Here is a 23,650-nt window from a genome sequence, read left to right as displayed (position 1 = left end):
TGACTCAAGGCTCGATTGTCCATGCCTACAACCATCACCACCCCTGACGACCCCGCGCTGGAATCGCTGTGCGAACAGCTTCACCAGCTTGCTCGGGAAACCGATATCACGGGCCAGTGGCCGGCGGAGCAGTTGCGGTTGTGTGGAGAGTATGGTGTGTTCGAGTGGTTTATCGAACCGGAGTGGGGCGGGCAGTCCTGGGATCAAGAAGCGATAGTGCGGGGATACTTGGCCCTGAGCAAGGCGTGTCTCACCACAACGTTCATCATCACTCAGCGATCGGGGTCTTGCCGGCGGATTGCCAGTGGGGAGAATGACGAACTCAAATCACTGCTGCTTCCCGGTCTGGCTAGTGGGGATCGATTTGCCACGGTAGGGATCTCACATCTCACCACAAGTCGTCGGCATCTGGCGACGCCCGTGATGCGCGCCGAGCGCATCGACGGCGGATTTCTACTCGATGGGTTTAGCCCCTGGGTGACAGGGGCAGCTCATGCGGAGCATGTCGTTACCGGTGCAACGCTCATGAAAAATGGCAAGGCAACGGATGAGCAGCTACTTGTGGCGCTGCCTATGGATTTGCCTGGCGTCGCGGCTGGCGAACCGGCCCAGTTGGTTGGTCTGTCGGCAAGTCATACGGGTCAGGTGCTCTGCGAAAACGTATTTGTCGAAGAGCGGTGGTTGCTTGCTGGTCCCGTAGAAAACGTGATGTCGCTTGGCGCTGGTGCCGGCACAGGCGGTGCTCAGACATCGACGTTGGCCGTCGGACTGGCGCGGGCTGCAATCGATTTCATTGAGGCGGAAGCCGCCAAACGCGCGGAACTTGGTGTGCCGCTTGATGCCCTCCTTCGCGATTACGACGAAGTCTATGAAGCATTGTTTGCCGTGGTGCGGGGAGAGCCGACGTGTTCGACTGAGTTGTTGCGGCAGCGGGCCAACAGTTTAGTCTTGCGGGCGACTCAAGCGGCGTTGGTCACCGCCAAAGGGGCTGGCTATGTGCTGGGACATCCAGTGGGACGTTGGTGCCGCGAAGCGTTGTTCTTTCTTGTGTGGAGTTGTCCACAGCCAGTGGTGAACGCTAATCTGTGTGAACTGGCTGGCATCGCGGAATAACTTACTCACTTACTCACTTACTCACTTACTCACACCATGGCCGATTCTGAAAAACCGATAGTTGTTTGGCACGAACATAGTGTCTCGCGCGCCGATCGTGAGACGCTCAATAATCATCGCGGCTGTGTGGTGTGGTTCACCGGTCTGAGTGGTTGCGGCAAGAGTACGATAGCCAATGTCGTGGACCAAATGCTTTACGAGCGTGGCGTCCACAGTTACTTGCTCGACGGCGACAACGTGCGTCATGGACTCAACGCCACGCCGGAGATCCTCGGAGCCCGCTTTGGCGAGGAATTTGGCAAGCGATTTGGCCTCGGTTTTTCGCAACAGGACCGCGAGGAGAACATCCGTCGCGTAGGAGCCGTGGCGGGACTAATGAGTGATGCCGGTTTGGTGACGCTCACGGCCTTCGTAAGCCCATACCGAGCCGATCGTGATGCCGTGCGCGCCGGGCTGCCGGAGGGCGATTTCGTTGAAGTGTTTGTCGATGCTTCCCTAGAGACCTGCGAGTCGCGAGATCCGAAGGGATTGTATAAGAAAGCTCGCGCGGGCGAGATCGGAAATTTCACGGGGATCAGCTCCCCGTATGAAGCTCCTGAGAATGCAGAACTCGTACTCGACTCAAACCGCCTCACCCCCGCAGAACTTGCTGAGCAAGTGATCGAATTTCTTGAAAAAGCTGGAAAACTCAAAGAAATGAAATAGCACGACTGAATGGCAATGAGTGTCAAGAATCGTGGAATCTTGGTTTCTTTTTTGTGGATAGTTCCCGTTTGAGCACATATTACAAGTAGATCTGAATTCAATTCTTGGCTCCTCTTGCTGTTTCAGGTGGCTTCGCAAGAGAATTGTGCAAACTGATAGCGGATATCTTCGATATATGCAATCAACATTGACCGCAGGCCGTTGAGAGGACTAGATTGCATAGAAGTGTGGAGTCTCGGCTTTTCATCCACCACACGGAGGATCAACCATGGGTACCATTTTCCAGCAATCTCCCACGAGCGAAGAGAATCAGACCTCGCGAGAATACGAAGCAAGCTTTGTATCAGGGGTCGCAACCATGGAGAATCCTCAGGGACAACTCCGCACGGGTTTAGTAGGGGAGGAAGTCGCCCACTTGGTCCGAGAGCAATTGGAGTCCCAGCTTCCTGGGCGTATCCGCCAACTCAAGGTGAGCTCAGCTGAAAATTCTATTGTCCTTACCGGGGCGTGCAGTTCGTATTACACCAAGCAATTGGCACAGCATGTGGCGATGGAAGTCCTCAGTTGCGAACGGCTGGTCAATGAGTTGGCGGTTCTCAAGGCGAAATAATTGGCTTCTTCGAGCTGAAACTTCACTTCTGCATACGCCTCTAAGGGCGAACTCTGATTGATTCCGCGATTTCGACCAAGATCGCTGATTTCCTATTTGCTTGTATGCCAGTTTGTTTCTACCCGTTCCTTCTTAGTTTTTCTGTACCGGAAAGTTCAATTCAGTGCCATTCTTGGTACAATGGGGCGATTGGCGTAATGGGGAGAACTCTTCCGGGTCTCGCTGCCTGTTTCACATATCTTTGATGCAGCAACTAGAGAATTTAATGTCAACCAGTAACACCCTTCGCAAGACAACTTACCAAAGACGATCCCTTGGATTTGAGACTTTGGAATCACGGATCGCGCTCGATGCGTCGATGCTGCAAATTACCGAGTTCATGGCCTCGAATGATGACACCCTCGACGACTACGATGGCGACTCCTCCGACTGGGTGGAAATCTACAATGCGGGAACGGACGAAGTTGATCTCTCGGGAATATATCTAACGGACAAAGGCGACAATCTCACAAAGTGGGCATTTCCCTCTGGGTCCACTATCGCGGGAGGAGAATACAAAGTTGTATTTGCTTCGAACAAGGATACGGTAAAGCCCAATGGTGAAGTGCATACTAGTTTTGCCTTGGGTGCAGGCGGCGAGTATCTCGGCCTGATTGACGTGGATGGGTCTACCATCATCGACCAGTTTTCTCCAGAGTACCCGGTGCAGTTCACGGATGTCTCCTATGGCGTTGCCGAAATTGCCACGACGGCAACTATGCTTATTGATAGTTCGACGGAGGTACAAACCTTTGTACCGACCGATGATTCGTTAGGCACCTCCTGGACGGAGATCGGCTTTGTGCCTGACGGAAGCTGGACCAGTGGTTCGACCATGGGAGTAGGGTATGACAATAATCCTACCTATCTCTCATTGATCGACACAGACGTCGGCGCTCAGATGTTCTCCGAGAATAGCTCCGTCTATATTCGAGTCCCTTTCAATCACACGTCAGCAAACTCTGAGAATCTGACTCTACGGATCAAGTACGACGATGGCTTTGCTGCCTATCTGAACGGCCAGCCGATCTTAAGTCGCAATGCTCCTGCGAATCCAACCTGGAATTCTTCTGCCCCGTTAGATCGAATCGATTCGACTGCGATCGAGGATGAAGTGATTGACCTCTCGGCTTACGCCGAATTACTGGTGGATGGTTCCAATGTGTTGGCAATTCATGGCTTGAATGTCGTCAGCACCAGTAGCGATTTTTTGATCGATGCCAGTCTCGAAGTATCTCAAACCACCCTTGGCAGTGATCGCTACTTTGTTGATCCGAGCCCTGGGGCATCAAATTTCGCAGCTTCGCTCAACACGGCCCCATTTCTTTCCGAGCTATCTCACGGGGGCGGGATGGTGGCAAACAACCAGGATATCGTGGTCACGACCATGGCTGTTCCTCAGGGAGCCGCGATCAATGAGGTGAGGTTGCACTATCGTATCATGTTCGGCTCCGAAGCCTCCACTGTCATGTTCGACGACGGGCTGCATGGGGACGAGGATGCAGGCGATGGAATATATGGAGCGAGCATTTCGCACACCTTATCCGATCCTGGCGAAATGGTCCGCTACTATGTCACTGCCATGGATGCGAACGGGGGGAGTTCTCGATTTCCTTTTTTTCAGAATACCGAAGCCACCGAATATGCTGGGACGGTCATTGCGGATCCAGGAGTCAGTTCACAATTGCCCATCTATCATTGGTTTGTTGAGGACCCTACTTGGTTCCAGAATGGTAACGGCACCAATAATTACGATGAGCAGTCCGCGTCAGTATTTCTGAACGGTGAGCTGTATGACAACGTGATCGTGAATACCAAAGGACGCACGAGTGGGCAAGACGTTACACCCAAGATTGAATTCACCGCTGCCTCCGACAAGGAATTCGTCTATGCGGATGAGCAGGAATCCGTCAAGAAATTTGATCTGGGATCAATTTATCAGGATCCTTCTGCGTCGCGCGTAACACTGGGATTCGAATTCTTTCGGGAAGCCGGCTCTAATGCGCCGCTAGCATTTCCAGTTCATACACGTGTCAACGGTCAATTCTATCGGCTTTCCATCTTTGTGGAACGAATCAACAAGCCCTTCTTGGAGCGCACGGGGTTGGATCGGGAGGGGGCTGTCTACAAGGCCGACGGAGTCTATGCCGCCAACAATACCTCACTGTTGCCGGGGGCTGATATCGGGACCACAGCGGGGATGGAGAAAACCAACCGCGATGATCTCGATCCTTCCTTCAGTGATTTGGAAGACCTGATCACGGGCGTGTCGCCGGCGAATCCTAATCGACAACAGTATTTGTTGGATAATGTCGATCTGCCGGAATTCTTCAATACGTTGGCGATGTACACCATCACGAAGCACTATGATAGCGCCACGCACAACTATTACGTCTATCGGGATAGCGATGGAGATGGTTTGTGGAGGTTGATACCGTGGGATGTGGACCTTATTTGGGATCGATTGTACGAACCAGTATTTGGACTCTACTTTAGTGGGCACCCATTCATTGGGAGTTCCAGTGTGCCAAGTTGGAGCAGCAATCACTGGAACAAGCTGATCGACGCGGTGGTCGATTCCCCGCTGACGCGGGAACTCTATCTGCGCCGCCTGCGAACCTTGATGGATCAGATCCTGCAGGCTCCGGGAACGCCCCTGGCCAACCGTGTGCTAGAGAATCGGGTCGACGAACTGGTTTCCACACTCGCTGCCGAAGCCAACGCAACGATCGCGGCCTGGGGGACGCGGACCGACGCCTTTAGCTGGGGGAACCTCACCTCCCTGACTCAGGGAGTTAGTCACCTGAAGAACCGGTTTGACGATCGTCGTGACTATCTCTATTCACTAGGAATCATACCATCTGCGCAAGCCGTGGTGACCAACCTAACTATCGGTGACTTCGACGCGGACCCTGTTTCGGGAAATCAGGGCGAGGAATACATCGAAATTGTGAACCCCAACAACTTCGCAGTTGATATCTCGGGTTGGTCACTTGCCAATGCAGTCGAACATACTTTCGTCCCAGGCAGCGTAATTCCTGCCCAGGGTAGTTTGTATGTGGTTCGCGATTTGATTGATTTCCGCGCACGGACAACCGGCCCCAGCACAGGGCAGGGGCTGGTAATTCAAGGCAACTACAAAGGGGGACTTTCCACGACCGGCGAAACGCTTGAGCTTCGCAACGAGTCCCATGTGATCGTCGATACCGAAGATATTCCCGCTTATTCGGGAGACTACGACGGGGATGGAGACGTCGATGGACGCGATTTCCTGGTTTGGCAGCGATCATACGGTACATCGATCACTCCAATCGGGAGTGGGGCCGACGGAGATCACAGTGGTATGGTGGACGGGGAGGATTTGCAACTGTGGAGCGACACCTACGGAACCGAAACGAGTCTGCCGGTTGGCGAACCCTTGGGTACCTTCTTGGCGTCGAGTGAGCAGGAGTCTGACACAAGTTTGTTCTCTTCTGGAAACTTGTGGCTTGCTCCTGACTTGCTGGCCCTCAATGCGGAGTCGGACGTCGAGGGTTGGGAACTCCAGGAAACAGTGTTCGATTCTTGGGAGGCTGCCCCAAAATTGGCTGAGACCAATCCGCCGACTGAGAGCTTCCGCGCGAGCAGTCAGTCAGGAACTTCGCATCGAGAAGATGAGAAGCAGGGTGAGGAATTCTCGCTCGAATTTGACGCAGTTTTTTCCGAATTCGGCGTGTAGCAGTCACGTTAGCCGCAATGCGCAGCGCCAGCGCAGCAGAGCGCGGTCCGGGCAAGACGCGCTCTGCTGCCCTGGCGCTCCGCATCGCGGCTAACATGCGCTCCGCATCGCGGCTAACAAGAGTTGTTCCTCCAATGCCGCTTGGCCGGTGAGAAAATCGATCTCGATTTCTACGGCCCAGAGCGGGATGCCACCGAGGGTAGGCACGCTTACTTTGACCAGGTCTTTTCGGGTGGTGAGCAGTATGTCGGAGCCTTGGCACCATGCACTGAGTTCCGCGATGTCCTCGCGGGAGTAGTTGTGGTGATCGGGGAACTCGCGCAGGCGGATGTTCTTGCAGTCAAGCGCGTCGAGTGTATGTCGAAAGCCTGCCGGGTTGCCAATGCCGCAGAAGGCGGCAGCTCGTTTTCCCGAGAGAATGTTCGAGTCGACTTGATGGCCATCGCTGTTAGTGAGCCGAGAGAGGTGGTGGCGCACTTCGCACCAGATTGCCTGTGGTGCCAATTGGGTGACCCGCGCGCGGATTGTTTGACGCATCGTATCGCTCAGTAGATCGGCTCGACTGAGAATCACTACGTCTGCACGAGCAAGTCCTCTCACCGGTTCACGCAGAGTACCACGAGGAAACACGTGATCGAAACCAAAGGGCTCGGTGGCATCCAGCAGTACGATATCGAGATCGCGCTTCAAGCGTCGATGTTGGAAACCGTCGTCGAGTAGGACAACTTGTGCGGCATGCTCGGCGATGGCGGTTTTGGCCGCCGCCAATCGGTCGGGGTTCTGAATATGCGGCACGTTAGGTATCGCCAATGCCAGTTCCAAGGCTTCATCGTTTGGTTTGCCTTCTTCACTTCCGTAGCCTCGGCTCACAATGGCGACTCGTTTTTCTGACTCAGCCAACTTGAGGGCCAACCATTCGACCAAAGGAGTTTTGCCCGTCCCACCGAGGGTCAGATTCCCGACACTTATCACAGGCACGCTGACTGCATGGGACTCCGCAGTGCCGGAGTCGTAGCGATGGTTGCGGTAGCGCATGGCCAACGTGTAAGGAGTCTCTGCAAGACGCAATACTCCCCGCAGTATGGCGGCGCGTGGGCCAGTCTGTTGGCCGCTAACCAATGCACGAAATTCAGAGGGGAATAGCATATGGGTATAATCTTAGCCGGAGGACCACGTCCTCCGGGGTCAATGTACGAGCGACAGTAATTCCCGGACCGCGTGGCGGTCCGGCTAGGAGAGTAGGCCTATTTAGGCTTCTCGGAGTGGATCACCTGTGAGCGATTCTCTGGGAAAAATGGGTTCACCACTACCCCAGGTTCTAACTTAGATTTTCTGGACAAGTCGTCGCGAAATGGTCATAATTGCTGTCGGGAACGAGAGAAGAGAATTTCTAAGGCGAATTCTCTCGCTGGCTGTTCGGAACTGGAGGTGAGATTATGAATCGATCTTCGTGGAACTTAGTCCATCTGTTGACCTCCTCAGCGATGCTGATTGGACTAGTCATTTCGCCCGCACTTGCAGGTGTCAAGGTAATCGTCGTCACTGGAGACCCGGCCCCCGATGGGAATGGTGTTTTTAGTGTTGGCCGTGCTGGTGGTTTTTCTTCTGTTGTCCTTAACAATGCCGAGCAGGTGGCTTTCACTGCACTTCTTGCCGGTACCAGTGGCGGGGGGGCAGACGATACTGGTATTTATTACGGCAATGGCACAACGCTGACAAAAATTGTACGTGAAGGCCAAACCGTTCCCGGGGGGAGTAACACGTTGTCATCCTTCGCCAACCCCTTGTTCAGTGCGTTTTCTTTCAACGACGCCGGGCAAGTGGCTTTCAATAGTTCAGTAGCAGTGCATACTCCGGATCCAGGAACCCATCGTGCCGTCTTCATGGGGGATGGTACCGCGCTGACCCAGATCGTTCGGACCGGTCAGACGACACCTGATGGCAACAACGTCTACCAGAATTTAGGAGATCCTGCACTTAACGATTCGGGGCAGGTAGCATTTCTTTCCGATCTCGATGGTCTAGGCAGCGGAATCTATGGCCATATGGGCTCGATGCTGAGCCAGGTCGTGCGCGACGGCGAGATGGTACCCGACGGCAACGGAACTTTTTCCCGTATCGCCGGCAATGCTTCGCCCAGTGACACAACTCTCAACAACGCGGGTCAGTCAGCTTTTGTCGGATTGCTCACAGGCACGAGCGGTGGTGACAGTGACGATAGTGGTATCTTTCGAAGTGATAGCCAGTCACTCACAGAAATTGCGCGCAAGGGGCAGAACGCCCCCGATGGCAATGGAACTTTTTTGTTGTTCAGTTCCAGTATCGCACCTCCCGCAATCAATGACGCCGGGCAAGTGGCTTTTCTCAGTTTCCTCGATAGCACCAGTGGAGGGACAATAGACGACCGCGGAATTTTTTTGGGCGATGGATCGACGATTGTCCAGATGGTTCGTGAGGGAGAATCGGCTCCCAACGGAAACGGTATCTTTTCCGATTTCCAGTTCCCCTCTCTCAACAACATGGGGCAGGTGGCATTTCATTCCGATCTCAACGACACCACAGGAGGTCTCTCCGACGATAGTGGCATCTTCCGCAGCGATGGTGCTTCGCTGGTTCAAATAGCACGCGAAGGGCAGCCCGTACCAAAGGGTACGGGCAACTTCTTGTCGTTCACCGATCCTGCCATCAATGAAGCGGGGCAAATGGTTTTTTATGCCTCTTACAGTTCTTTCGGTAGAGGCATCTTTTTTTATGACGATTCGCTGGGCCTCATTCCCCTTGCCCAGGTGGATGATGAATTTCTTGGAAGTACTATCAGGCAAGTCGGCTTTGCACAAAAGGGATTTAACAATCACGGCCAAGTTGCTTACACCTTTAATCTTGCCGACGGCCGTAGTGGCATCGCGTTGTGGTCGATCCCCGAACCGAGTTCGGTAGTGTTGCTGTTGCTCGGTGGGACCTTGCTGTTGCATTGCCGGAGGCCCTAGCCGAGATGTCTCGCACTCCTGGGTTGGTCCCGGACCGCGTGGCGGTCCGGCTAGGGAAGAGATTAGAAACCATAGCCGGAGGGCCACTGCCCACCGGGAATTAGCAGCAAGCGTTGCTCAACGATAAAATCCTCTTTCGCGATCCCACTTCCACCCTCGATGCATCGGCAAGTAAATCACTTTGAGGTGATCGAAATGCCCTCGATGCTTTACTTGCTTACAACTCCCTTTTTCGGCAAGCCAGGTGCGACGTTCCGACTTCTTGTTGAGATAGCGAGACAGGGAACCTTTCACTAGACCGCGTAACTTTGTCCCCTTTCGTTGGTCACACCAACTCAACAAGGCGTGAACATGAGTTCTATCGGTCGCAACCGCGTAGAGCTCGAATTTCTGTTTCGGTGCGGACTCGAGCAGGCTTTCAATCAAAGCGATTTGCATATTGCTGTCGAACAACACAAAGGTTTCTACTATGGACTCGGTATAGAGTCGATTCATGTGTAGATCAGTTGGCAAGATGCCCTTGCCCCGTTTGACATAACCTTGCTCGCGATCGGGCATCCAAGAGCCATGTGCGTGGCAAGTGAAAAGGAAGCACGGCATGGCTTTGGGTTTCCTGAGGTAAATGGGGAGAGATACTCAATAAGCCAGTACTGTACCCATGTGCATATTGTAGTGCAAGTGTTTTTTGGCGAAATGCCGTTTTTCCCGGACCGCGTGGCGGGTCCGGCTAGGGGGGAAGCGATGCTCCCCCAAGCCGGAGGACCACGTCCTCCGGGCTTCGTATCTTCAAAATCTCAGGACAGCGGCCTTATTTCTGGAGCGGGGACCCTATAATGAAATAAGTCCCCGCTTGCTTTCCAAGGAACTTGAGAATCACCAACTGCCATGGCCAGTGTTACCGAATCTACGCCGTCCTCTGCGAGTCGGGCTGAAGAACGGTTAGTAGATGAGCAGATTCGACGTACTCTCCGCTCGCTCAAACTGCTCGACCTGATGGCGGGTATTATCACGCTGGTCATCGGCGTGTTGGCCTTTTTGTTGACCGCCGCGGTGCTCGATCAGTGGGTGATCCCCGGGGGGTGGAGTGGCACCGCACGCCTAGTGTTGCTCGGCCTGCTTTTGGTGGGCGTGGGGTGGTACAGTTGGCGAGCTTTTTGGCCGCTGATGTCGCGGTCGATCAACCCTGCTTATGCGGCGCAGCTCATCGAGAGAAATACTCCCTCGCTGAAAAACAGTTTGCTCAATTTCCTGTTGCTCCGCACGCACCGGCGACAACTCTCACAAAAAGTCTATCAAGCCATTGAACACCAGGCGGCTCAGCGATTGTCGGAGGTGTCGATGGATACAGTTGTCGACCGTTCGGTCCTGTTGCGACTTGGTTACGTGCTGGTAGCGGTGGTGGCACTGTGTGCTTTGTATCGTGTGCTTTCGCCGAAGAATCTGACGACCTCAATATCGCGAGTACTGATGCCATGGTCGGAAATCGCGGTGCCCAGCCGTGTGGAGATTTTGGACGTTACTCCTGGAGAGACTTCGCTCGCTCGGGGGGAACCGTTGCCGATCTCTGCAGAGGTGCTGGGACTCAACGAAGACGAACCGGTCGAAGTGCATTACTCGACTCTCGATGGTCAGGCGGAGGACCGGGTGATTGCGATGTCTCCAGCCGCCGGTGGTTTGCGCTACGAAGGGAAAATACCAGACCGTTTCTCCAGCGGCGATGGTGGGGGAGTGCAGCAAGATTTGGATTACTGGATCACGGCAGGTGATGCGCGGTCGTCCAAGTATCGGGCGACGGTTTTTGCACGTCCAACGATTGTGGTTGAACGGATTCGTTATGAGTTTCCTGCCTACACGGGACTTGCGTCGCGCGAAGTTGAGGGAACAGGTGACATCCACGCACTGGAAGGAACGAAGGTCATTCTTCATGCCCAGGCAAATCAGGAGATCGCCAGTGCCCACGTCGATTTCGCAGCTGATGGGCGACATGACCTGACGATGAAGTCCCAAGGCGAGAAAGCCAGTGCCGATTTCACTTTGGAACTCAAGGAAGATCGCCGGACGCCAAAATACGAGAGCTATGTGCTCCGCTACAAGACCGAGAGTGGCCGCACGAACAACCTGCCGCCGAAGTACGAAATCGACGTCACACCTGACTACGCTCCCGAGATTCAAATCCTTGCACCGCGTGACGAGGAGGGCCAATTAGTCGAACAGCTCGACGTGCCAGTGAATCAGCAGTTCACTGTCGAGATCGAGGCACGTGATCCAGATTTCCTTCTAAGCAAGGTGTCACTCCTGGGCCAATTAGAGGGAAAAAAGATGCTCGATCATGGGTTGCTCCAAGCAGACCATGAAGGACGCTTTGTCGGCAGCTTCACGGCAACACCTGAAGAGTTGGAACTCAAGCCGGGCGACATTATGGAATACTGGGCTACAGCATCGGACAATCGTCGCCCGCAGGCGAATGTTGCCGAGACAGAGCGGCTAAAAATCCGGGTCGTCGGTCCACCGCAGTTCGATCAACAGAACCAAAACGGTGAGGGCCAAGAACAAGGTCAAGGAGGTGGAGAGGGTGAACAGGGCGAAGGAGGTGAGAGTGGCGACGAACAGGGTGAGGCAAGCGGTGCTGGAGGTGAATCTGGTGAAGAAGGCGAGCAAGGTGAGGGTGGAGAAGGCGCAGAGGGTGAAGGAGGCGAAGGCCAAGGTGAACAGCAATTAGGTGGTGAAGGAGGAGGCGGAGAAAATCAAGAGTCAGAAGGGGGGTCTGGAGATCAGCAGGAAAACCAGGAGGGTGGCGGCGGCGAGAATTCAGAGCAGAGCGAACAGCAACAGCCGGGAGATGTCTCTGCCGAGGGAGATGACGACGGCGAGGCCTTTGATAGGATTTCTGATCACTTTGCCGAGGAGGACGCGAACTCTCAGGATCAACAAGGGGGACAGCCGCAGGAAGGTGAGTCCCAGGAGGGGCAGGAAGGAGAGGCCGAAACTCAGCCTGGCGGAGAAGGTAGCGAAGGGACGCCTGACTCTGATCAAACTGGTGATGCTTCGGACTCCGCGGATGCGGAGGAATCTGATTCCCAGCAAGGGGAGTCTGGATCTGAGGGCGCGGAGCAAGATCGCGAGTCGCAGGGCGCAGGGGCGGACGGGGATCCCGCTGGCGAGGAACAAAGCGAGCAGCCAATGGAGACCCAGCAGTCCGACAAAGAACAAGAGGCTCCGACCGGAGAAATGTCTGGCGAGCAAGGCGATCCTGGGGCGGGTGAAAACCCCGGCGAGGAACAAGGTTCCCCAGATGCAATTGAAAAGAAACCAAACGACAAACCTGGCGAAGACTCTCAGGATCCGCAAGAAAACGATCAAGAAGCCCCCGGCCAAGGACGTGGCAACAAAGAATCCGATTCCCAAGGAGGGCAGGGGGGAGATCGCTCAGGTGGCGGTCAAGAAGGCGCTGGTCAGCAGGCAGACTCTGAAGGAACCGGCGCGGCAGGCGAGAATACGGCTGCCGACGATGGTGCTGGACAGGCAGCTGAGCCAGGTGCTGGCGAGGATTCCGCCCGACCCGGAACCGACGGTGCTTCCGACAAACCCACCGGCGAGTCTGCTGAAGACCAATCGGGTGAGGGCAGCAAAGAGTCAGCCGAGGCTAGCGGCAGCGAGCCGGGTGGCGAAGAGGGACAAACTGCCGCCGGTGAAGAGTCTCAAGATCCCGGCAACGAGGCTTCGGGCAGCGAAGGCAAACCGGAAATGTCAGACCAAGCCAACCCGTCGAATACGGCAGGCCAACAGCCACCCGGTGGGGGAACGGGGGGATCGAGTTCGCCTCCACCTGCTGGTGAACTTCAACCCGGGGACGAAGCAAATTTGGAGTTCGCTCGCCAGCAAAGTGACTTGGTACTCGACCGATTGGAAGATCAACTCGGCAAAGACAATGTCGATCAGGAATTGCTAGACAAACTTGGCTGGAGTAAAGAGGACTTGAAGAAATTTGTCGATCGGTGGAAGGGACTCATAAATGCCGCTGAACAGGAAGGCCCCGAAGGGGATGAGGCCCAGCAGAAGCTTAACGATGCCCTCCTCAGCCTCGGCTTACGCCCCGGACATCGAGGATACCAGTCGCAAGCCATTCAGGACAAGCTTCGTGAGTTGAAGGATTCCTATCGTGGGCAAACGCCAATTGAATATGCCGACCAAGTACGGGCATACATCAAAGGAACGGCGACATCTGGGGAGAAGGATTGAGTGTTGTAGCGGTGGCTGGTAATTGTTCCCGATTTGCCCCACAATGCTTGCATGAACTCGTCCATCCCCCGTTACCTCGTCTCATTCGATCCCAAACGGATTCCGCATCACTTTGTTGATGTACTCGTCATTGGCGGGGGGATCGCTGGCCTGCGGGCGACGATGGCGATCGATCCTCGGTTGTCGGCGTTGGTGGTAACAAAGGATCGTTGGAATGAATCCAACTCGGCGTATGCCCAGGGTGGAATAGCTGGGGTGCTCGCTCCGGAGGATCGGTTTGAAGACCACATAACCGATACACTGATTGCGGGTGCCGACCTCTGTAATCGAGAGGTTGTGGAGATGGTTATCCGTGAGGCTCCTGCACACATTCGACAGTTAATCGAGTGGGGTACCGTGTTCGATCAAGAATCGGATGGCGAGCTTTTGCTTGGCCGTGAGGGAGGGCACAGCCATCATCGCATCGTACATGCCTTGGGGGATGCGACAGGCAAAGAAATCATGCGGGCCATGATTCAGCGGGCCCGCGAAGAGCTTGGTGCCCAGATGTGGCAGGACACGTTTACGATCGACTTGTTGACCCATGAGGGACAGTGTCGCGGGGCATTGGTGTGGCATCAAAACCATGGCCGCACTTTTGTGTGGGCGAAACAAACGATTCTCTGCACAGGAGGCGTCGGTCAAATCTATCGTGAGACGACCAACCCGCCCGTAGCCACAGGGGATGGCCATGCGATTGCCTTTCGTGCCGGGGCGGAGCTCCGCGATATGGAGTTTATGCAATTTCATCCCACGGTGCTCTACATTGCAGGGAGCAGTCGCACGCTAATCACTGAAGCAGTGCGAGGCGAGGGCGCCATACTGGTCGATGCCAATGGCGAGCGGTTTATGCCGAGCTACGATGAGAGAGGAGAATTGGCCCCGCGCGATGTGGTAAGTCAAGCCATCGTGGACCGCATGCATAAGACGCACCATCCGTGTGCTTATCTCGATCTCACAGTACTTGATTCTGCACATGTGCGGAGTCGGTTTCCAGGGATCACCAGAAGTTGCGCCGAATTTGGGATCGATGTCACTCAGGACCGTATTCCCGTGCGGCCCGGAGCTCACTACATGATTGGTGGCTTGTCGGTCGATCAGCAAGGGGCAACTACTTTGCCAGGACTGTGGGCTGCTGGGGAAGTCACTAGCAGTGGCCTGCATGGTGCCAACCGTTTGGCTTCGAATAGCTTACTCGAAGGTTTGGTCTACGGAGCCCACGCCGGCGAGTCTGCTTCTGCAGCCGCGCTGGAGGTCCCCGACAACTTCCAAGCGATTCCGCTGGGCAACCCCGAGAGTGAGCCAAGTGGCGAACCACTGGACCTCGCTGATATCCGCAACTCGCTTAAGAGCCTGATGTGGCGATCCGCAGGAGTCCTTCGCGATGGAGGAGATCTGCAAAACGCCGGGAAGACCATCGACGGCTGGTGCCAGTATGCTTTAAGCCGTCAGTTCTCCGACCCGACAGGTTGGGAACTACAGAACATGCTCTTGGTCTCTCGGGTTATGATTCAGTTGGCACTCGAACGTGAAGAATCCCGAGGGGTACATCTGCGGAGCGATTTCCCCGAGAATGGGGGCGAGACTTGGCAGCGGCATTTAAGTGTAACGCGGCCCGTTCGCACTTAGTAATCGGCTAGTACCGTGTGTTCGGCGGTGGCTGCTGTACGGTACGTGTGCCATTGGGAGGCGTTACGACCGGTGCTCCCCCAGCCTGAGTAGCTTGCAACGAAGCGACACGGGCTTCGATGGCAGGTTGATAATGGTTGAGAGACAATGAGCGTTGGTAGTTTGCCAAAGCCTGTTGAGTGTCTCCCGAGGATTCACGTAAGCGCCCCAAGGCAGTGAGTGCCCGGCTATTGTAGGGATCGACGGTGATTGCTTCTTCCAGCTTCGCTGATGCTTGCGGTAGGTTGTTGTTTTCTTCGTACATGCGAGCCAGTTCAATGCGAGGGTCAGCCAGGTGCGGATTCCGCTCCGCCCAGCCTTCCAGGAGTCGATAAGACGCGTCTTGCCGACCCGTTTCCGCGAGCAGCACGGCTAGCCCACGATAACACTCCGTATAGTTCGGATCGTAGTCGAGGCATTGATTGTACAATTGCTCAGCTTGTTTTAAGTCTTGAGGATTGTTCTGGAGTTTCCCTGTCTTATGCAGCGCTGATGCGAGGTTGTAGTACCCACTGGCCGACTGCGGATTGGTAGCGATCGCTCGCTGAAACTGGCTGGCGGCTTGTTGGTAGTTGCCATTCTGGTAGAGGCGCACTCCCTCGGAATTGAGCGCTTGCGAATTCATGTTGTTACAGCCGGCCAACAGCGTGAGCGGAACGATGAGCAAGCAGCAGGTAGGGAGTGTTTGGTGCATGATAGGTGCCGCACTGTCGCGCGTTCCTCTCGAGCATGAGATGGACTGTCTGGTCAGGAGACTCTTTCAACGGGGCGGAAAAATAGCAGTCTCTGCAGGTCTACGCAACCCAAAAGACAAATCCTGACAGTTGTGACGGAAAGATTCCCACATGGTGCTGTCATGGCCGGAAGGTTTCCCCAAGCCGGAATATCCGTACTAAGCGTCATCTTTACGGAAATCGGTTATTTTCCGTGGTTGTTCTATTTTGCCCAGTCGGCATTCCGATGATTGCTAGCGTCCCCTTCCCCTTAGTGACCTGCCCTGCCACAGGGCTACCTAACAAGGAGCACCTCCCCCATGCCGACAAAAACAAGCCAAACCTCGAAGAAGTCATCGAGTTCCAAGCAAGCGAAGACCTCCCCCAAGAGCCGCACTGCTAAGTCCAAGTCACCCAAGGCAATCGATGCCGAGAGAGAAGCCGGTGATCAGGAAGTAACGATCGATCGTCGCAAGGCAGATAACTGCGAAGATGCTAGCACGGCACCACAGCTGGAGCGTCGGACCAAAGTACAACGACGTCGCCAGATCGACCCGACCACATGCGAGCGAGACTACTCAGATGAAGAAGTCACCTTCATGAGTGCCTTAGACGAATACAAGCGCAAGAATGGCCGGATGTTTCCGACTTGCAGCGAAGTACTCGAAGTAATTCGAAGCCTGGGCTATGTGAAGCTTTCTCCAGCCGAGTTGGCCGTAGTGCGTCCTGAGACTGAGGAAGATGCTGAAGTCTCCGCCGATGAAGCTGCTGCTGAAGAAGAATTCGAGATGGAGACAGTCTGATTCAAAACGTGGATTCGCTCGTCACCAGTCTGCGCTGGTGGCGAGCGAGCCGCAATTTCTATTTGTGGATCTCGCTGACAATATCGCGCAATTCGTGGACCGAAATGTCCGCCATTTCTTTTCCTTGGCGAGTCAAATGCTCGTTAATCTTGATGGCCGTTTCTTGCATCCGGCCATGCGTGTCTTGTGAACCCCCTGCCAGAAAGAAGTTGGGTCCACGGGTGATTCGCTTCTGATCATCTTCGGCATCGAAGGCCAGGCCAAGGAGCGAAGCTTTTGACTTAGGAGCTTGGGGGAGGCGAGATTTCATAGCAGGTGGAAAATTGAAGGGATTTTGGAAGGCACGGTATCTTTTAAATATCCGTCGGCGGAAGCCCACGGTTCTTGGATTTCAACCATTGGGTTCCGCCAAAGGCTAGGATGGAAAGACGAAACCACTTAGCGACGACGGCTCCAGGAGCGGAGGGCATCGGCCGCCGCCTCAACGCTATTCTTGGAACCAGCTTTCTTATCGATTGGGGGAAGCTTGCCGGGTTTTTGTTTCTTTTTTGAGCCTTTGTCGTCACCTTTGGATGATTCTGAGGCGGGGTCTTCTGGCTCTGGAGCAGGATCAATCACATCACCAGATTCCGCACGCATCTCTTTGATAGCATCTCGCAATTCGCTCGCCTTCGTGTCGTCGAGTCGAATTGTTTGAGTTTCGGTTGCCTCTTCGCTGAGGACTCCATCATTGGCATCGGAGGACTCTAACAGCCACTTCGAAATATCGTCGTCCCCGATATCACTTCCACTTGCCTTGGTAGCAGTTCGTTGGGCCGCTTCTGCAACAGATTTTACTTGAGGTTTCTTTTCGTTGTTAATGCCAGAGGTAAGCGTTACCAAGAATTCAAGATTGCCAATGTTAAGTGTATCACCGGAGGACAGTTCTACTTCTTCAGTGATTTTTGTACCGTTGACTAGCGTCCCATTGCGGCTGCCCATGTCTTTGATTGTAACTTTGGTACCACTGCGCCGGATCGCGCAGTGTTTGCGGCTAATCGAAGTGCTCCCCGAGCAGAGATTGCACTCGGGGCTACGACCGATCAAGAATTCATCCTTCTTGACGGCAATCTTAGCGCCGGCCTTAGCGCCTTTCATAACTTTGAGAATAACGTCCATTGCCCCACCTGTCCGTGGCCACCTAAAGTGGCAAAGCCCGAAGTAAAAAGTCTGTCGCTCAAGTGAAGAGAAAGCCGTGGCAATCTCTACCTCAGAGCAAACCATCGAGGGCTGGAACGAAGACACCTTGATCCTCCGCATTTCGCATACCAAAGCAGCAAAACGCGCGAATAAGGTAACTCCCCCCCAGGACCCCTTAATAAACGCAGGATATCACGAGCAAGTCATGAGACCAATATGAAATATTCTATGAATAATGATCTGATGACTCAGGGAATTTTAATCCATGCCAACTCTTGGATAACCCCTCGCAAGAGGGGTGAGGCTACTTAAGCTTCTCATTGGAAAAGAAGTATGCTTCTTACCAAGAGTCGACAAAAACATCATCGGCATAGTGGGCAACGCGCGCTTAACGTCTTGTCGTCCACTGTGCCCTTCCGTATTTCTCATTATACCATCGCTCCGCCAAGGTGTGTACTTTTCGGTTAATTTCGACGTGCAAACAACTTAGAGCCAAGGCTGGAGGCAATATATCCCGCAATTCTTCCGTAAGCCCGATTGCCGAGAGAGTGGATCCGCAGAGATCGTTGACGCCAGGAAGCTCGGGACTGTGCGGCGAATTATCGAGCAAGATGCTGCCATGCTGCAGGACAGCTCCCCGGTTGCGGCGCTGCGCAGAGCCGACGATTTTGTGCGTTGCCACCTGTTGGGAAGTCGCTAGTGAAGTGTCGAGAACGATATCTCCCAATGCGCGGCGTTGGAAACAAAGAAAGGGCTCGTCCTCGCCGAGAGTTATTGCCTTCTCCCATAGGCGAATTTGACTCGCGTTTGATAGATGCCTCTTCAAAATGGATACCAATATCGTATGAACGGAGTCGTACAGAGATTGAGCGTTCTTGGCGAAGGGATGCGTCGCAGGAAGTGAAATGCTGTAGGTCAATTCCTGGTCATGCAGAATTGCTCCCCCGCCACTTTGCCTGCGCACCACGGTTGCTGAGAGACTTGCAGGATGCTGGTGGCGGTCGGAGAACTGTTGAAAGTAACCCAGCGAGAGCGTTGGTTCTTGCCACTGGTAGAATCGTAAAGTGGCAATTCCCTCCTCAGCGGCGAGGTGCAGTAGCGCCTCATCCACGGCCATGTTCCAGGCACCGTCGCCGGGGGGGTCCAAGATCAACTGACCAGGATGTGCATCACTCACAAGATGACTCAGTTGGCCTCAACCAGTGCCGCCCAGGTCAGCACCGGTTGGCGGGCTGCACGGACCTCATCGGGTCGACTCACAGAAGTGGTGTGCGGTGCGTCATGCAGCAAATCAGCATCTTCCTCCGTGATCCGGAACAGTACCTCGGCGAAAGCATCGAGGGATTCTTTGCTTTCTGACTCAGTTGGTTCGCACATCATCGCCTCGGGAACAGTTAACGGAAAGTACACTGTCGGAGCATGGAAGCCGTAGTCCAAGAGTCGTTTGGCGATGTCCATCGCCGTGATCCCTTTTTCTTTTTTCAGCGTGTTGGCAGAAGCGACAAATTCGTGCATGCAGCGATTCCCCTGGGGAACCGGCAAGATGTGTTTTACACGACTGAGTAAATAATTGGCGTTGAGGACCGCATTCTCAGAAACTGCGCGCAAGCCATCCGGACCATGTGTGCGAATATAGGCGTAGGCCCGCACCAAGACTCCGACATTGCCAAAGAAGGAGCGTACGCGACCAATAGTTTTTGGCATGTCGAAATCGAGAGAGTAGTGCGAGTTGAGTGTTGAGTGTTGAGCGTTGAGTGAAGGATTGAGTTTACCGGTTCCCTTCCGGTTCTCAACACTCGACCCTCCACTCCCACCTTTCCTGACTATCGGCGTCGGCAAGTACGGCGCAAGCTTGTCAGTGACGCAGATCGGGCCGGCGCCGGGGCCGCCGCCACCGTGGGGGCCACTGAATGTTTTGTGGGGGTTGTAGTGCTGCATGTCGGCACCCCAATCTCCTGGGCGCGTGATTCCCAGGATGGCGTTCATGTTGGCACCGTCGAGATAGATCAGGCCTCCGCGTGCGTGGACCTGATCGGCGATCTCGCGCATGTGGGGCTCGAACAGCCCAAGTGTACTGGGGTTGGTGATCATCATGACGGCTACTTCATCGTCTAGCTTAGCAGCCAGATCGGCCATATCGACGAAACCGTCCGAGGTGGTTTTTACTGTGATCGATTTGTATCCCGCCATCGCGGCGCTTGCGGGGTTGGTCCCATGGGCATTGTCGGGGACGAGCACTTTGGTGCGTTTTTCGCCGTTGTCTCGAAAATAAGCTGCAGCCACCAAGAGGGCAGTCAATTCACCATGGGCACCGGCCGCAGGTTGTAAACTACAAGCATCGAGCCCCGAAATCTCTTTGAAGTATTCTTGCATCTCATAGAGCAAGGCGAGCATTCCTTGGATGGACTGCTCCGGTTGGCAGGGATGCAAGTCGGCAAACCCCGGCATCGCCGCCGCTCGTTCATTTCGCTTGGGATTGTACTTCATCGTGCAACTTCCCAGCGGATAGAAATGCGTATCGACCGACATATTCATCGTCGAGAGGTTCACAAAATGCCGCACGATTTGCGGCTCGGTAACCTCCGGCAGGGCAGGGGGCTTCGGTGCAATTGATTCAGCGGGCAGCAAATCAGCGATCTCGCGCTCCGGCACATCACAGGCAGGCAGTCTCGCGGCCCGGCGACCTGGTTTGGAGAGTTCGCACAAGAGTTGAGTATCGCGGTTATTTCGCATGTGTCTTTTTCTATGCGGTGGCTGGTATCGAAGTGAGCGTAGATGCATTTGCGAGCGTTGTAACTAATCCATCGATTTCCGCCTTCGTTCGTTTCTCTGTTACCGCGACGAGGAAGCAGTCCGCAAGTTCTGGGTACCATCTTCCCAGCGGCAGGCCAGCCAAGTATCCCTTGTCGAGTCCAAAATTCAATAACTCTTCCACACGATTCTCCGTATCGCGAATAACGAATTCTTTGAAAGTCGGTTCGTCAAACGCCAAAGAAAATCGTTCGAGCAGACAAAGTTGCTCTGCAGCATAGCGGGACTTCTGCAAGCAGAGGCTTGCTGTTTCGCGCAGGCCTTGCGGTCCTAGCTGGGCAAGATAGACAGTTGCCCGCAGAGCGAACAGCCCCTGATTCGTGCAAACGTTGCTCGTGGCTTTCTCGCGGCGGATGTGCTGCTCGCGTGTCTGCATGGTGAGTACATAGCAAGTGTTGCCGCGGCGGTCGACCGTTTGTCCGGCAATGCGACCCGGCATGCGACGAACCAGGCTTTTTTCACAGGCCATGATCCCCAAGTAAGGACCGCCGTATGCCATCGGCGAGCCAAGCGTGTGGCCCTCTGCAACGGCGATGTTTGCGCCATAGTCCCCCGGACGTTTGAGGACGCCGAGACTCAACGGATCGAAAGCAGCGATTAGGAGTGCCCCCGCACCCTTGGCAATCTTGCTCACGGCATCCGGATCTTCGACACAGCCAAAGAAGTTGGGTTGTTGGAGGACGACTGCAGCGGTGGCTTCATCGATGGCCTCGGCCAGAGTTTCCGGATCGACGACGCCTCCTGGAGTGGGAATCGTGACCAGGTCGGTTTCGAGATTTTCTAAGTAGGTTGCAATGGTGGCGCGGTATTCGGGGTGCAGAGACTCAGGCACGATAACTTTGCCATGCCGACCGGTCGCGCTGATGGCCATCAGCACTGCTTCAGCCGCGGCGCTCGCACCGTCGTAGAGGCTGGCATTGGAGACGTCGAGACCAGTCAATTCGGAAATGAGCGATTGATATTCGAACATCACCTGCAAGTTGCCCTGGCTCGCTTCGGCCTGATAGGGGGTGTAGGAAGTGTAGAACTCGCTTCGTGAGCCGATCGTGTCAACCACTGCAGGGATAAAATGGTCGTAGCTCCCCGCACCAAGGAAGCAGACCGCTTCGCCAGCCGGTGTGTTGTGCGAAGCCAATTCACGCATGTGCTGATCAAGTTCCATCTCCGACAAAGCAGGAGGCAGATCCAGAGGGCGGTCGAGCTTTAGCTCGGAGGGAATCGCATCAAACAGTACGTCCACGGACTCGGCACCAATTGCCGCGAGCATGGCCTGCTTGTCTTCAGGAGTGTTGTAGTGGTAGGGCATAATTGGGGGAAGAACCAATTTGCAATGACCAATGACCAAGGAATTCCCATTGAGCATTGGTCATTGAACATTGTTCACTTAATTCTCCTCTTCGCATTGTTTCTGATACGCGGCGTAGTCGAGTAGGTTAGCCAAGCCTGCATCGTTAGTAATTTTGATCTTGGCGATCCAACCTGCGCCATAGGGATCGCTGCTTAGCGTTTCTAGCGCATCGGGCAGGGCTGTGTTCACTGCGACCACTTCGCCATCGACGGGGGCATAGATATCGCTAACGGCCTTGACGGATTCCACCTCACAAAAGGGTTGTTCGGCTTCTACCTGTTTGCCGACGGCAGGCAGTTCGATGAACACCAAGTCGGTGAGTGCTTCGACGGCAAACGCTGAGATTCCGACCGTGGCGATTTGAGCGCCCCCTTCTTCGGCAACGGCAACCCATTCGTGGGTCTTCGCGTAGTGCAATTCTTCTTGCTTCACAATACTGTCTCCCCAGACGCTAATAAATACTGATGTTGTAGTTGGTTCGCAGACGCACTGAAGTGCGTGCCGCCGTCATCTTTTTTTTACTCTCAACTCTCAATCTTCACCTACTTCCCTCGCTCATAGAAGGGTAGGGGAACAACCTGTGCGGGATGCTCTTGACCACGTATATCGACAGCCAACGGCGTTCCTGGTGCGGCTGCCGAGGTGCATACATACGCCATCGCGATGGGATGATTAAAGGTTGGAGAGAACGTCCCGCTGGTGACATTCCCTGCTTGTTGGTCCCCGAGCAGTACAGTCGCCCCCTCGCGGGCGACTCGCTTGCCCTCCATTTGGATTCCAACGCGAACCGATTGTTTGTGGTCACGCTGGAATCCAACAATCGCTTCGCGGCCAATGAATTCTCGGTCGCGTAGGTTAACCGCAAAATCGAGTCCCGCCTGAATCGGGTTGGTTGACTCGTCGAGCTCATGTCCATAAAGGGGCATCCCCGCTTCGAGACGCAACGTGTCGCGCGCCCCCAATCCGACAGCACGGCCCCCCACGGCAGAGGCTGAGGTGATCAGTTGTTCCCACACCGCCGGAAGCTGCTCCGAAGGGCAAACGATCTCGCAACCGTCTTCACCCGTGTAGCCCGTGCGGCTCACAAAACATTCGACGCCGCAGACTTGGGCCACTTGCCCTGTGTAATAACGCATGGAGGTCAGTTCACAGGAAGTGTGTGGATCAAAAATCTCGATCGCCCGCGGACCTTGCATGGCAAACATGCCGTAGGCTGTAGTAATGTCTTCGAGTTTGACATCGAAGTCGGCTTGTTGGTTTTCCATCCAGGCGAGTATTTTCTGGCGGTTGCCTGCATTCACGACAAGGCCATAGCCCGAATGCTCGCCATTCTCTAGCGTCACCCGATAGCAAAGCACATCATCGAGAATTCCTCCCGCTTCATTGCAAACGAGCGAGTAGCGAATCTGGTGGGGCTTCATATCCACGACCGACCGCGTTAACAAGTGGTCGAGATATTTCGCGGCATCAGGCCCATTGACCAGCACGCGGCCCATATGCGAAATGTCGAATAGGCCGACGGCAGTACGGGTTGCCTGGTGTTCCTCCACGATGCTGGTGTATTGCACGGGCATTGACCAGCCCGAGAACTCGACCATGCGCCCACCATGCGCACTGTGCCAATCAAAGAGGGGAGTGTGAGCCAGTTGATTGTTCGTAGACATGACAAAATCCGTTC

General features: G+C 54.7%; 18 protein-coding genes. 8 read left to right on the top strand and 10 right to left on the bottom strand.

What is annotated here, in order from left to right; genetic code table 11:
• The first annotated feature begins 21 nt into the window (after positions 1–21).
• The 4 genes from Pr1d_RS21185 (at position 22) to Pr1d_RS21170 (ending at position 6,185) form a co-directional block, all read left to right on the top strand.
• A complete protein-coding gene (locus Pr1d_RS21185) occupies positions 22–1,113 on the top strand; it encodes an acyl-CoA dehydrogenase family protein (protein WP_148075394.1) in 1,092 nt (363 codons plus the stop codon).
• A gap of 36 nt (positions 1,114–1,149) precedes the next feature.
• A complete protein-coding gene (cysC, locus tag Pr1d_RS21180; RefSeq protein WP_148075393.1) occupies positions 1,150–1,818 on the top strand; it encodes an adenylyl-sulfate kinase in 669 nt (222 codons plus the stop codon).
• A 268-nt stretch (positions 1,819–2,086) separates the two neighbouring features.
• Positions 2,087–2,428, top strand: a complete 342-nt coding sequence (locus Pr1d_RS21175; protein WP_148075392.1) for a hypothetical protein — start codon at positions 2,087–2,089, stop codon at positions 2,426–2,428.
• A gap of 265 nt (positions 2,429–2,693) precedes the next feature.
• A complete protein-coding gene (locus Pr1d_RS21170; protein WP_168205395.1) occupies positions 2,694–6,185 on the top strand; it encodes a CotH kinase family protein in 3,492 nt (1,163 codons plus the stop codon).
• Between the two features lie 90 nt (positions 6,186–6,275).
• Here the strand turns inward: Pr1d_RS21170 and lpxK are convergent, their stop codons facing one another.
• Positions 6,276–7,331, bottom strand: coding sequence for a tetraacyldisaccharide 4'-kinase (lpxK, locus tag Pr1d_RS21165; protein WP_148075390.1), 1,056 nt, complete (start codon positions 7,329–7,331; stop codon positions 6,276–6,278).
• A 290-nt stretch (positions 7,332–7,621) separates the two neighbouring features.
• Between lpxK and Pr1d_RS21160 the strand changes: the two genes are divergently transcribed.
• A complete protein-coding gene (locus tag Pr1d_RS21160) occupies positions 7,622–9,172 on the top strand; it encodes a DUF7453 family protein (RefSeq protein ID WP_148075389.1) in 1,551 nt (516 codons plus the stop codon).
• Between the two features lie 117 nt (positions 9,173–9,289).
• Here Pr1d_RS21160 and Pr1d_RS21155 read toward each other — a convergent pair whose 3' ends face one another.
• The gene (locus Pr1d_RS21155; protein ID WP_148075388.1) at positions 9,290–9,772 is read right to left on the bottom strand and encodes a transposase; all 483 of its coding nucleotides are present in this window, start codon (positions 9,770–9,772) and stop codon (positions 9,290–9,292) included.
• Positions 9,773–10,057: 285 nt separating this feature from the next.
• On the opposite strand from Pr1d_RS21155, the gene Pr1d_RS21150 reads away from it, so the two are divergent.
• Entirely contained in the window at positions 10,058–13,411 is a 3,354-nt protein-coding gene (locus Pr1d_RS21150) for a putative sodium/potassium/calcium exchanger (protein ID WP_148075387.1), read from the top strand.
• Positions 13,412–13,462: 51 nt separating this feature from the next.
• Complete coding sequence (gene nadB, locus Pr1d_RS21145) at positions 13,463–15,079, top strand: L-aspartate oxidase (protein WP_148075386.1); 1,617 nt, start codon at positions 13,463–13,465, stop codon at positions 15,077–15,079.
• Positions 15,080–15,086: 7 nt separating this feature from the next.
• Here the strand turns inward: nadB and Pr1d_RS21140 are convergent, their stop codons facing one another.
• Positions 15,087–15,812 (bottom strand): tetratricopeptide repeat protein, encoded by a 726-nt coding sequence (locus Pr1d_RS21140; RefSeq protein ID WP_148075385.1) that lies wholly within the window; start codon positions 15,810–15,812, stop codon positions 15,087–15,089.
• A gap of 339 nt (positions 15,813–16,151) precedes the next feature.
• Here Pr1d_RS21140 and Pr1d_RS21135 point away from each other — a divergent pair, with 339 nt between their 5' ends.
• Positions 16,152–16,634: a hypothetical protein gene (locus Pr1d_RS21135; RefSeq protein ID WP_238476556.1), complete on the top strand. Its 483-nt coding sequence runs from the start codon at positions 16,152–16,154 to the stop codon at positions 16,632–16,634.
• Positions 16,635–16,692: 58 nt separating this feature from the next.
• Here the strand turns inward: Pr1d_RS21135 and Pr1d_RS21130 are convergent, their stop codons facing one another.
• The 7 genes from Pr1d_RS21130 to gcvT form a co-directional block, all read right to left on the bottom strand.
• Entirely contained in the window at positions 16,693–16,944 is a 252-nt protein-coding gene (locus tag Pr1d_RS21130) for a hypothetical protein (protein WP_148075384.1), read from the bottom strand.
• Positions 16,945–17,072: 128 nt separating this feature from the next.
• On the bottom strand, positions 17,073–17,918 hold the full coding sequence (locus tag Pr1d_RS21125; RefSeq protein WP_168205394.1) for an FHA domain-containing protein: 846 nt from the start codon (positions 17,916–17,918) through the stop codon (positions 17,073–17,075).
• 283 nt (positions 17,919–18,201) lie between these two features.
• The gene (locus tag Pr1d_RS21120; protein ID WP_148075382.1) at positions 18,202–18,990 is read right to left on the bottom strand and encodes a lipoate--protein ligase family protein; all 789 of its coding nucleotides are present in this window, start codon (positions 18,988–18,990) and stop codon (positions 18,202–18,204) included.
• An 8-nt stretch (positions 18,991–18,998) separates the two neighbouring features.
• Positions 18,999–20,546, bottom strand: coding sequence for an aminomethyl-transferring glycine dehydrogenase subunit GcvPB (gene gcvPB / locus Pr1d_RS21115; RefSeq protein WP_148075381.1), 1,548 nt, complete (start codon positions 20,544–20,546; stop codon positions 18,999–19,001).
• A gap of 10 nt (positions 20,547–20,556) precedes the next feature.
• Entirely contained in the window at positions 20,557–21,930 is a 1,374-nt protein-coding gene (gene gcvPA / locus Pr1d_RS21110) for an aminomethyl-transferring glycine dehydrogenase subunit GcvPA (protein ID WP_148075380.1), read from the bottom strand.
• A 78-nt stretch (positions 21,931–22,008) separates the two neighbouring features.
• Positions 22,009–22,404, bottom strand: coding sequence for a glycine cleavage system protein GcvH (gene gcvH, locus Pr1d_RS21105; RefSeq protein WP_148075379.1), 396 nt, complete (start codon positions 22,402–22,404; stop codon positions 22,009–22,011).
• Positions 22,405–22,514: 110 nt separating this feature from the next.
• Positions 22,515–23,636 carry a glycine cleavage system aminomethyltransferase GcvT gene (gene gcvT / locus Pr1d_RS21100; RefSeq protein WP_148075378.1) on the bottom strand — a complete coding sequence of 374 codons (1,122 nt, stop codon included), beginning with the start codon at positions 23,634–23,636 and terminating at the stop codon, positions 22,515–22,517.
• Between the last annotated feature and the right edge of the window lie 14 nt (positions 23,637–23,650).

It is taken from the genome of Bythopirellula goksoeyrii (genome assembly GCF_008065115.1).
Classification (GTDB): Bacteria; Planctomycetota; Planctomycetia; order Pirellulales; family Lacipirellulaceae; genus Bythopirellula; species Bythopirellula goksoeyrii.
This window is presented reverse-complemented; position numbering and strand designations above follow the sequence as displayed.

Excerpts from the sequence above, each read along its gene's own strand:
- gcvT (WP_148075378.1), bottom strand. The coding sequence starts at position 23,636 with ATGTCTACGAACAATCAACTGGCTCACACTCCCCTCTTTGATTGGCAC.
- Pr1d_RS21135 (WP_238476556.1), top strand. The coding sequence starts at position 16,152 with ATGCCGACAAAAACAAGCCAAACCTCGAAGAAGTCATCGAGTTCCAAG.
- nadB (WP_148075386.1), top strand. The coding sequence starts at position 13,463 with ATGAACTCGTCCATCCCCCGTTACCTCGTCTCATTCGATCCCAAACGG.
- Pr1d_RS21150 (WP_148075387.1), top strand. The coding sequence starts at position 10,058 with ATGGCCAGTGTTACCGAATCTACGCCGTCCTCTGCGAGTCGGGCTGAA.
- Pr1d_RS21155 (WP_148075388.1), bottom strand. The coding sequence starts at position 9,772 with ATGCCGTGCTTCCTTTTCACTTGCCACGCACATGGCTCTTGGATGCCC.
- lpxK (WP_148075390.1), bottom strand. The coding sequence starts at position 7,331 with ATGCTATTCCCCTCTGAATTTCGTGCATTGGTTAGCGGCCAACAGACT.
- gcvPB (WP_148075381.1), bottom strand. The coding sequence starts at position 20,546 with ATGCGAAATAACCGCGATACTCAACTCTTGTGCGAACTCTCCAAACCA.
- Pr1d_RS21140 (WP_148075385.1), bottom strand. The coding sequence starts at position 15,812 with ATGCACCAAACACTCCCTACCTGCTGCTTGCTCATCGTTCCGCTCACG.
- Pr1d_RS21130 (WP_148075384.1), bottom strand. The coding sequence starts at position 16,944 with ATGAAATCTCGCCTCCCCCAAGCTCCTAAGTCAAAAGCTTCGCTCCTT.
- Pr1d_RS21185 (WP_148075394.1), top strand. The coding sequence starts at position 22 with ATGCCTACAACCATCACCACCCCTGACGACCCCGCGCTGGAATCGCTG.
- Pr1d_RS21160 (WP_148075389.1), top strand. The coding sequence starts at position 7,622 with ATGAATCGATCTTCGTGGAACTTAGTCCATCTGTTGACCTCCTCAGCG.
- Pr1d_RS21175 (WP_148075392.1), top strand. The coding sequence starts at position 2,087 with ATGGGTACCATTTTCCAGCAATCTCCCACGAGCGAAGAGAATCAGACC.
- Pr1d_RS21170 (WP_168205395.1), top strand. The coding sequence starts at position 2,694 with ATGTCAACCAGTAACACCCTTCGCAAGACAACTTACCAAAGACGATCC.
- cysC (WP_148075393.1), top strand. The coding sequence starts at position 1,150 with ATGGCCGATTCTGAAAAACCGATAGTTGTTTGGCACGAACATAGTGTC.
- gcvPA (WP_148075380.1), bottom strand. The coding sequence starts at position 21,930 with ATGCCCTACCACTACAACACTCCTGAAGACAAGCAGGCCATGCTCGCG.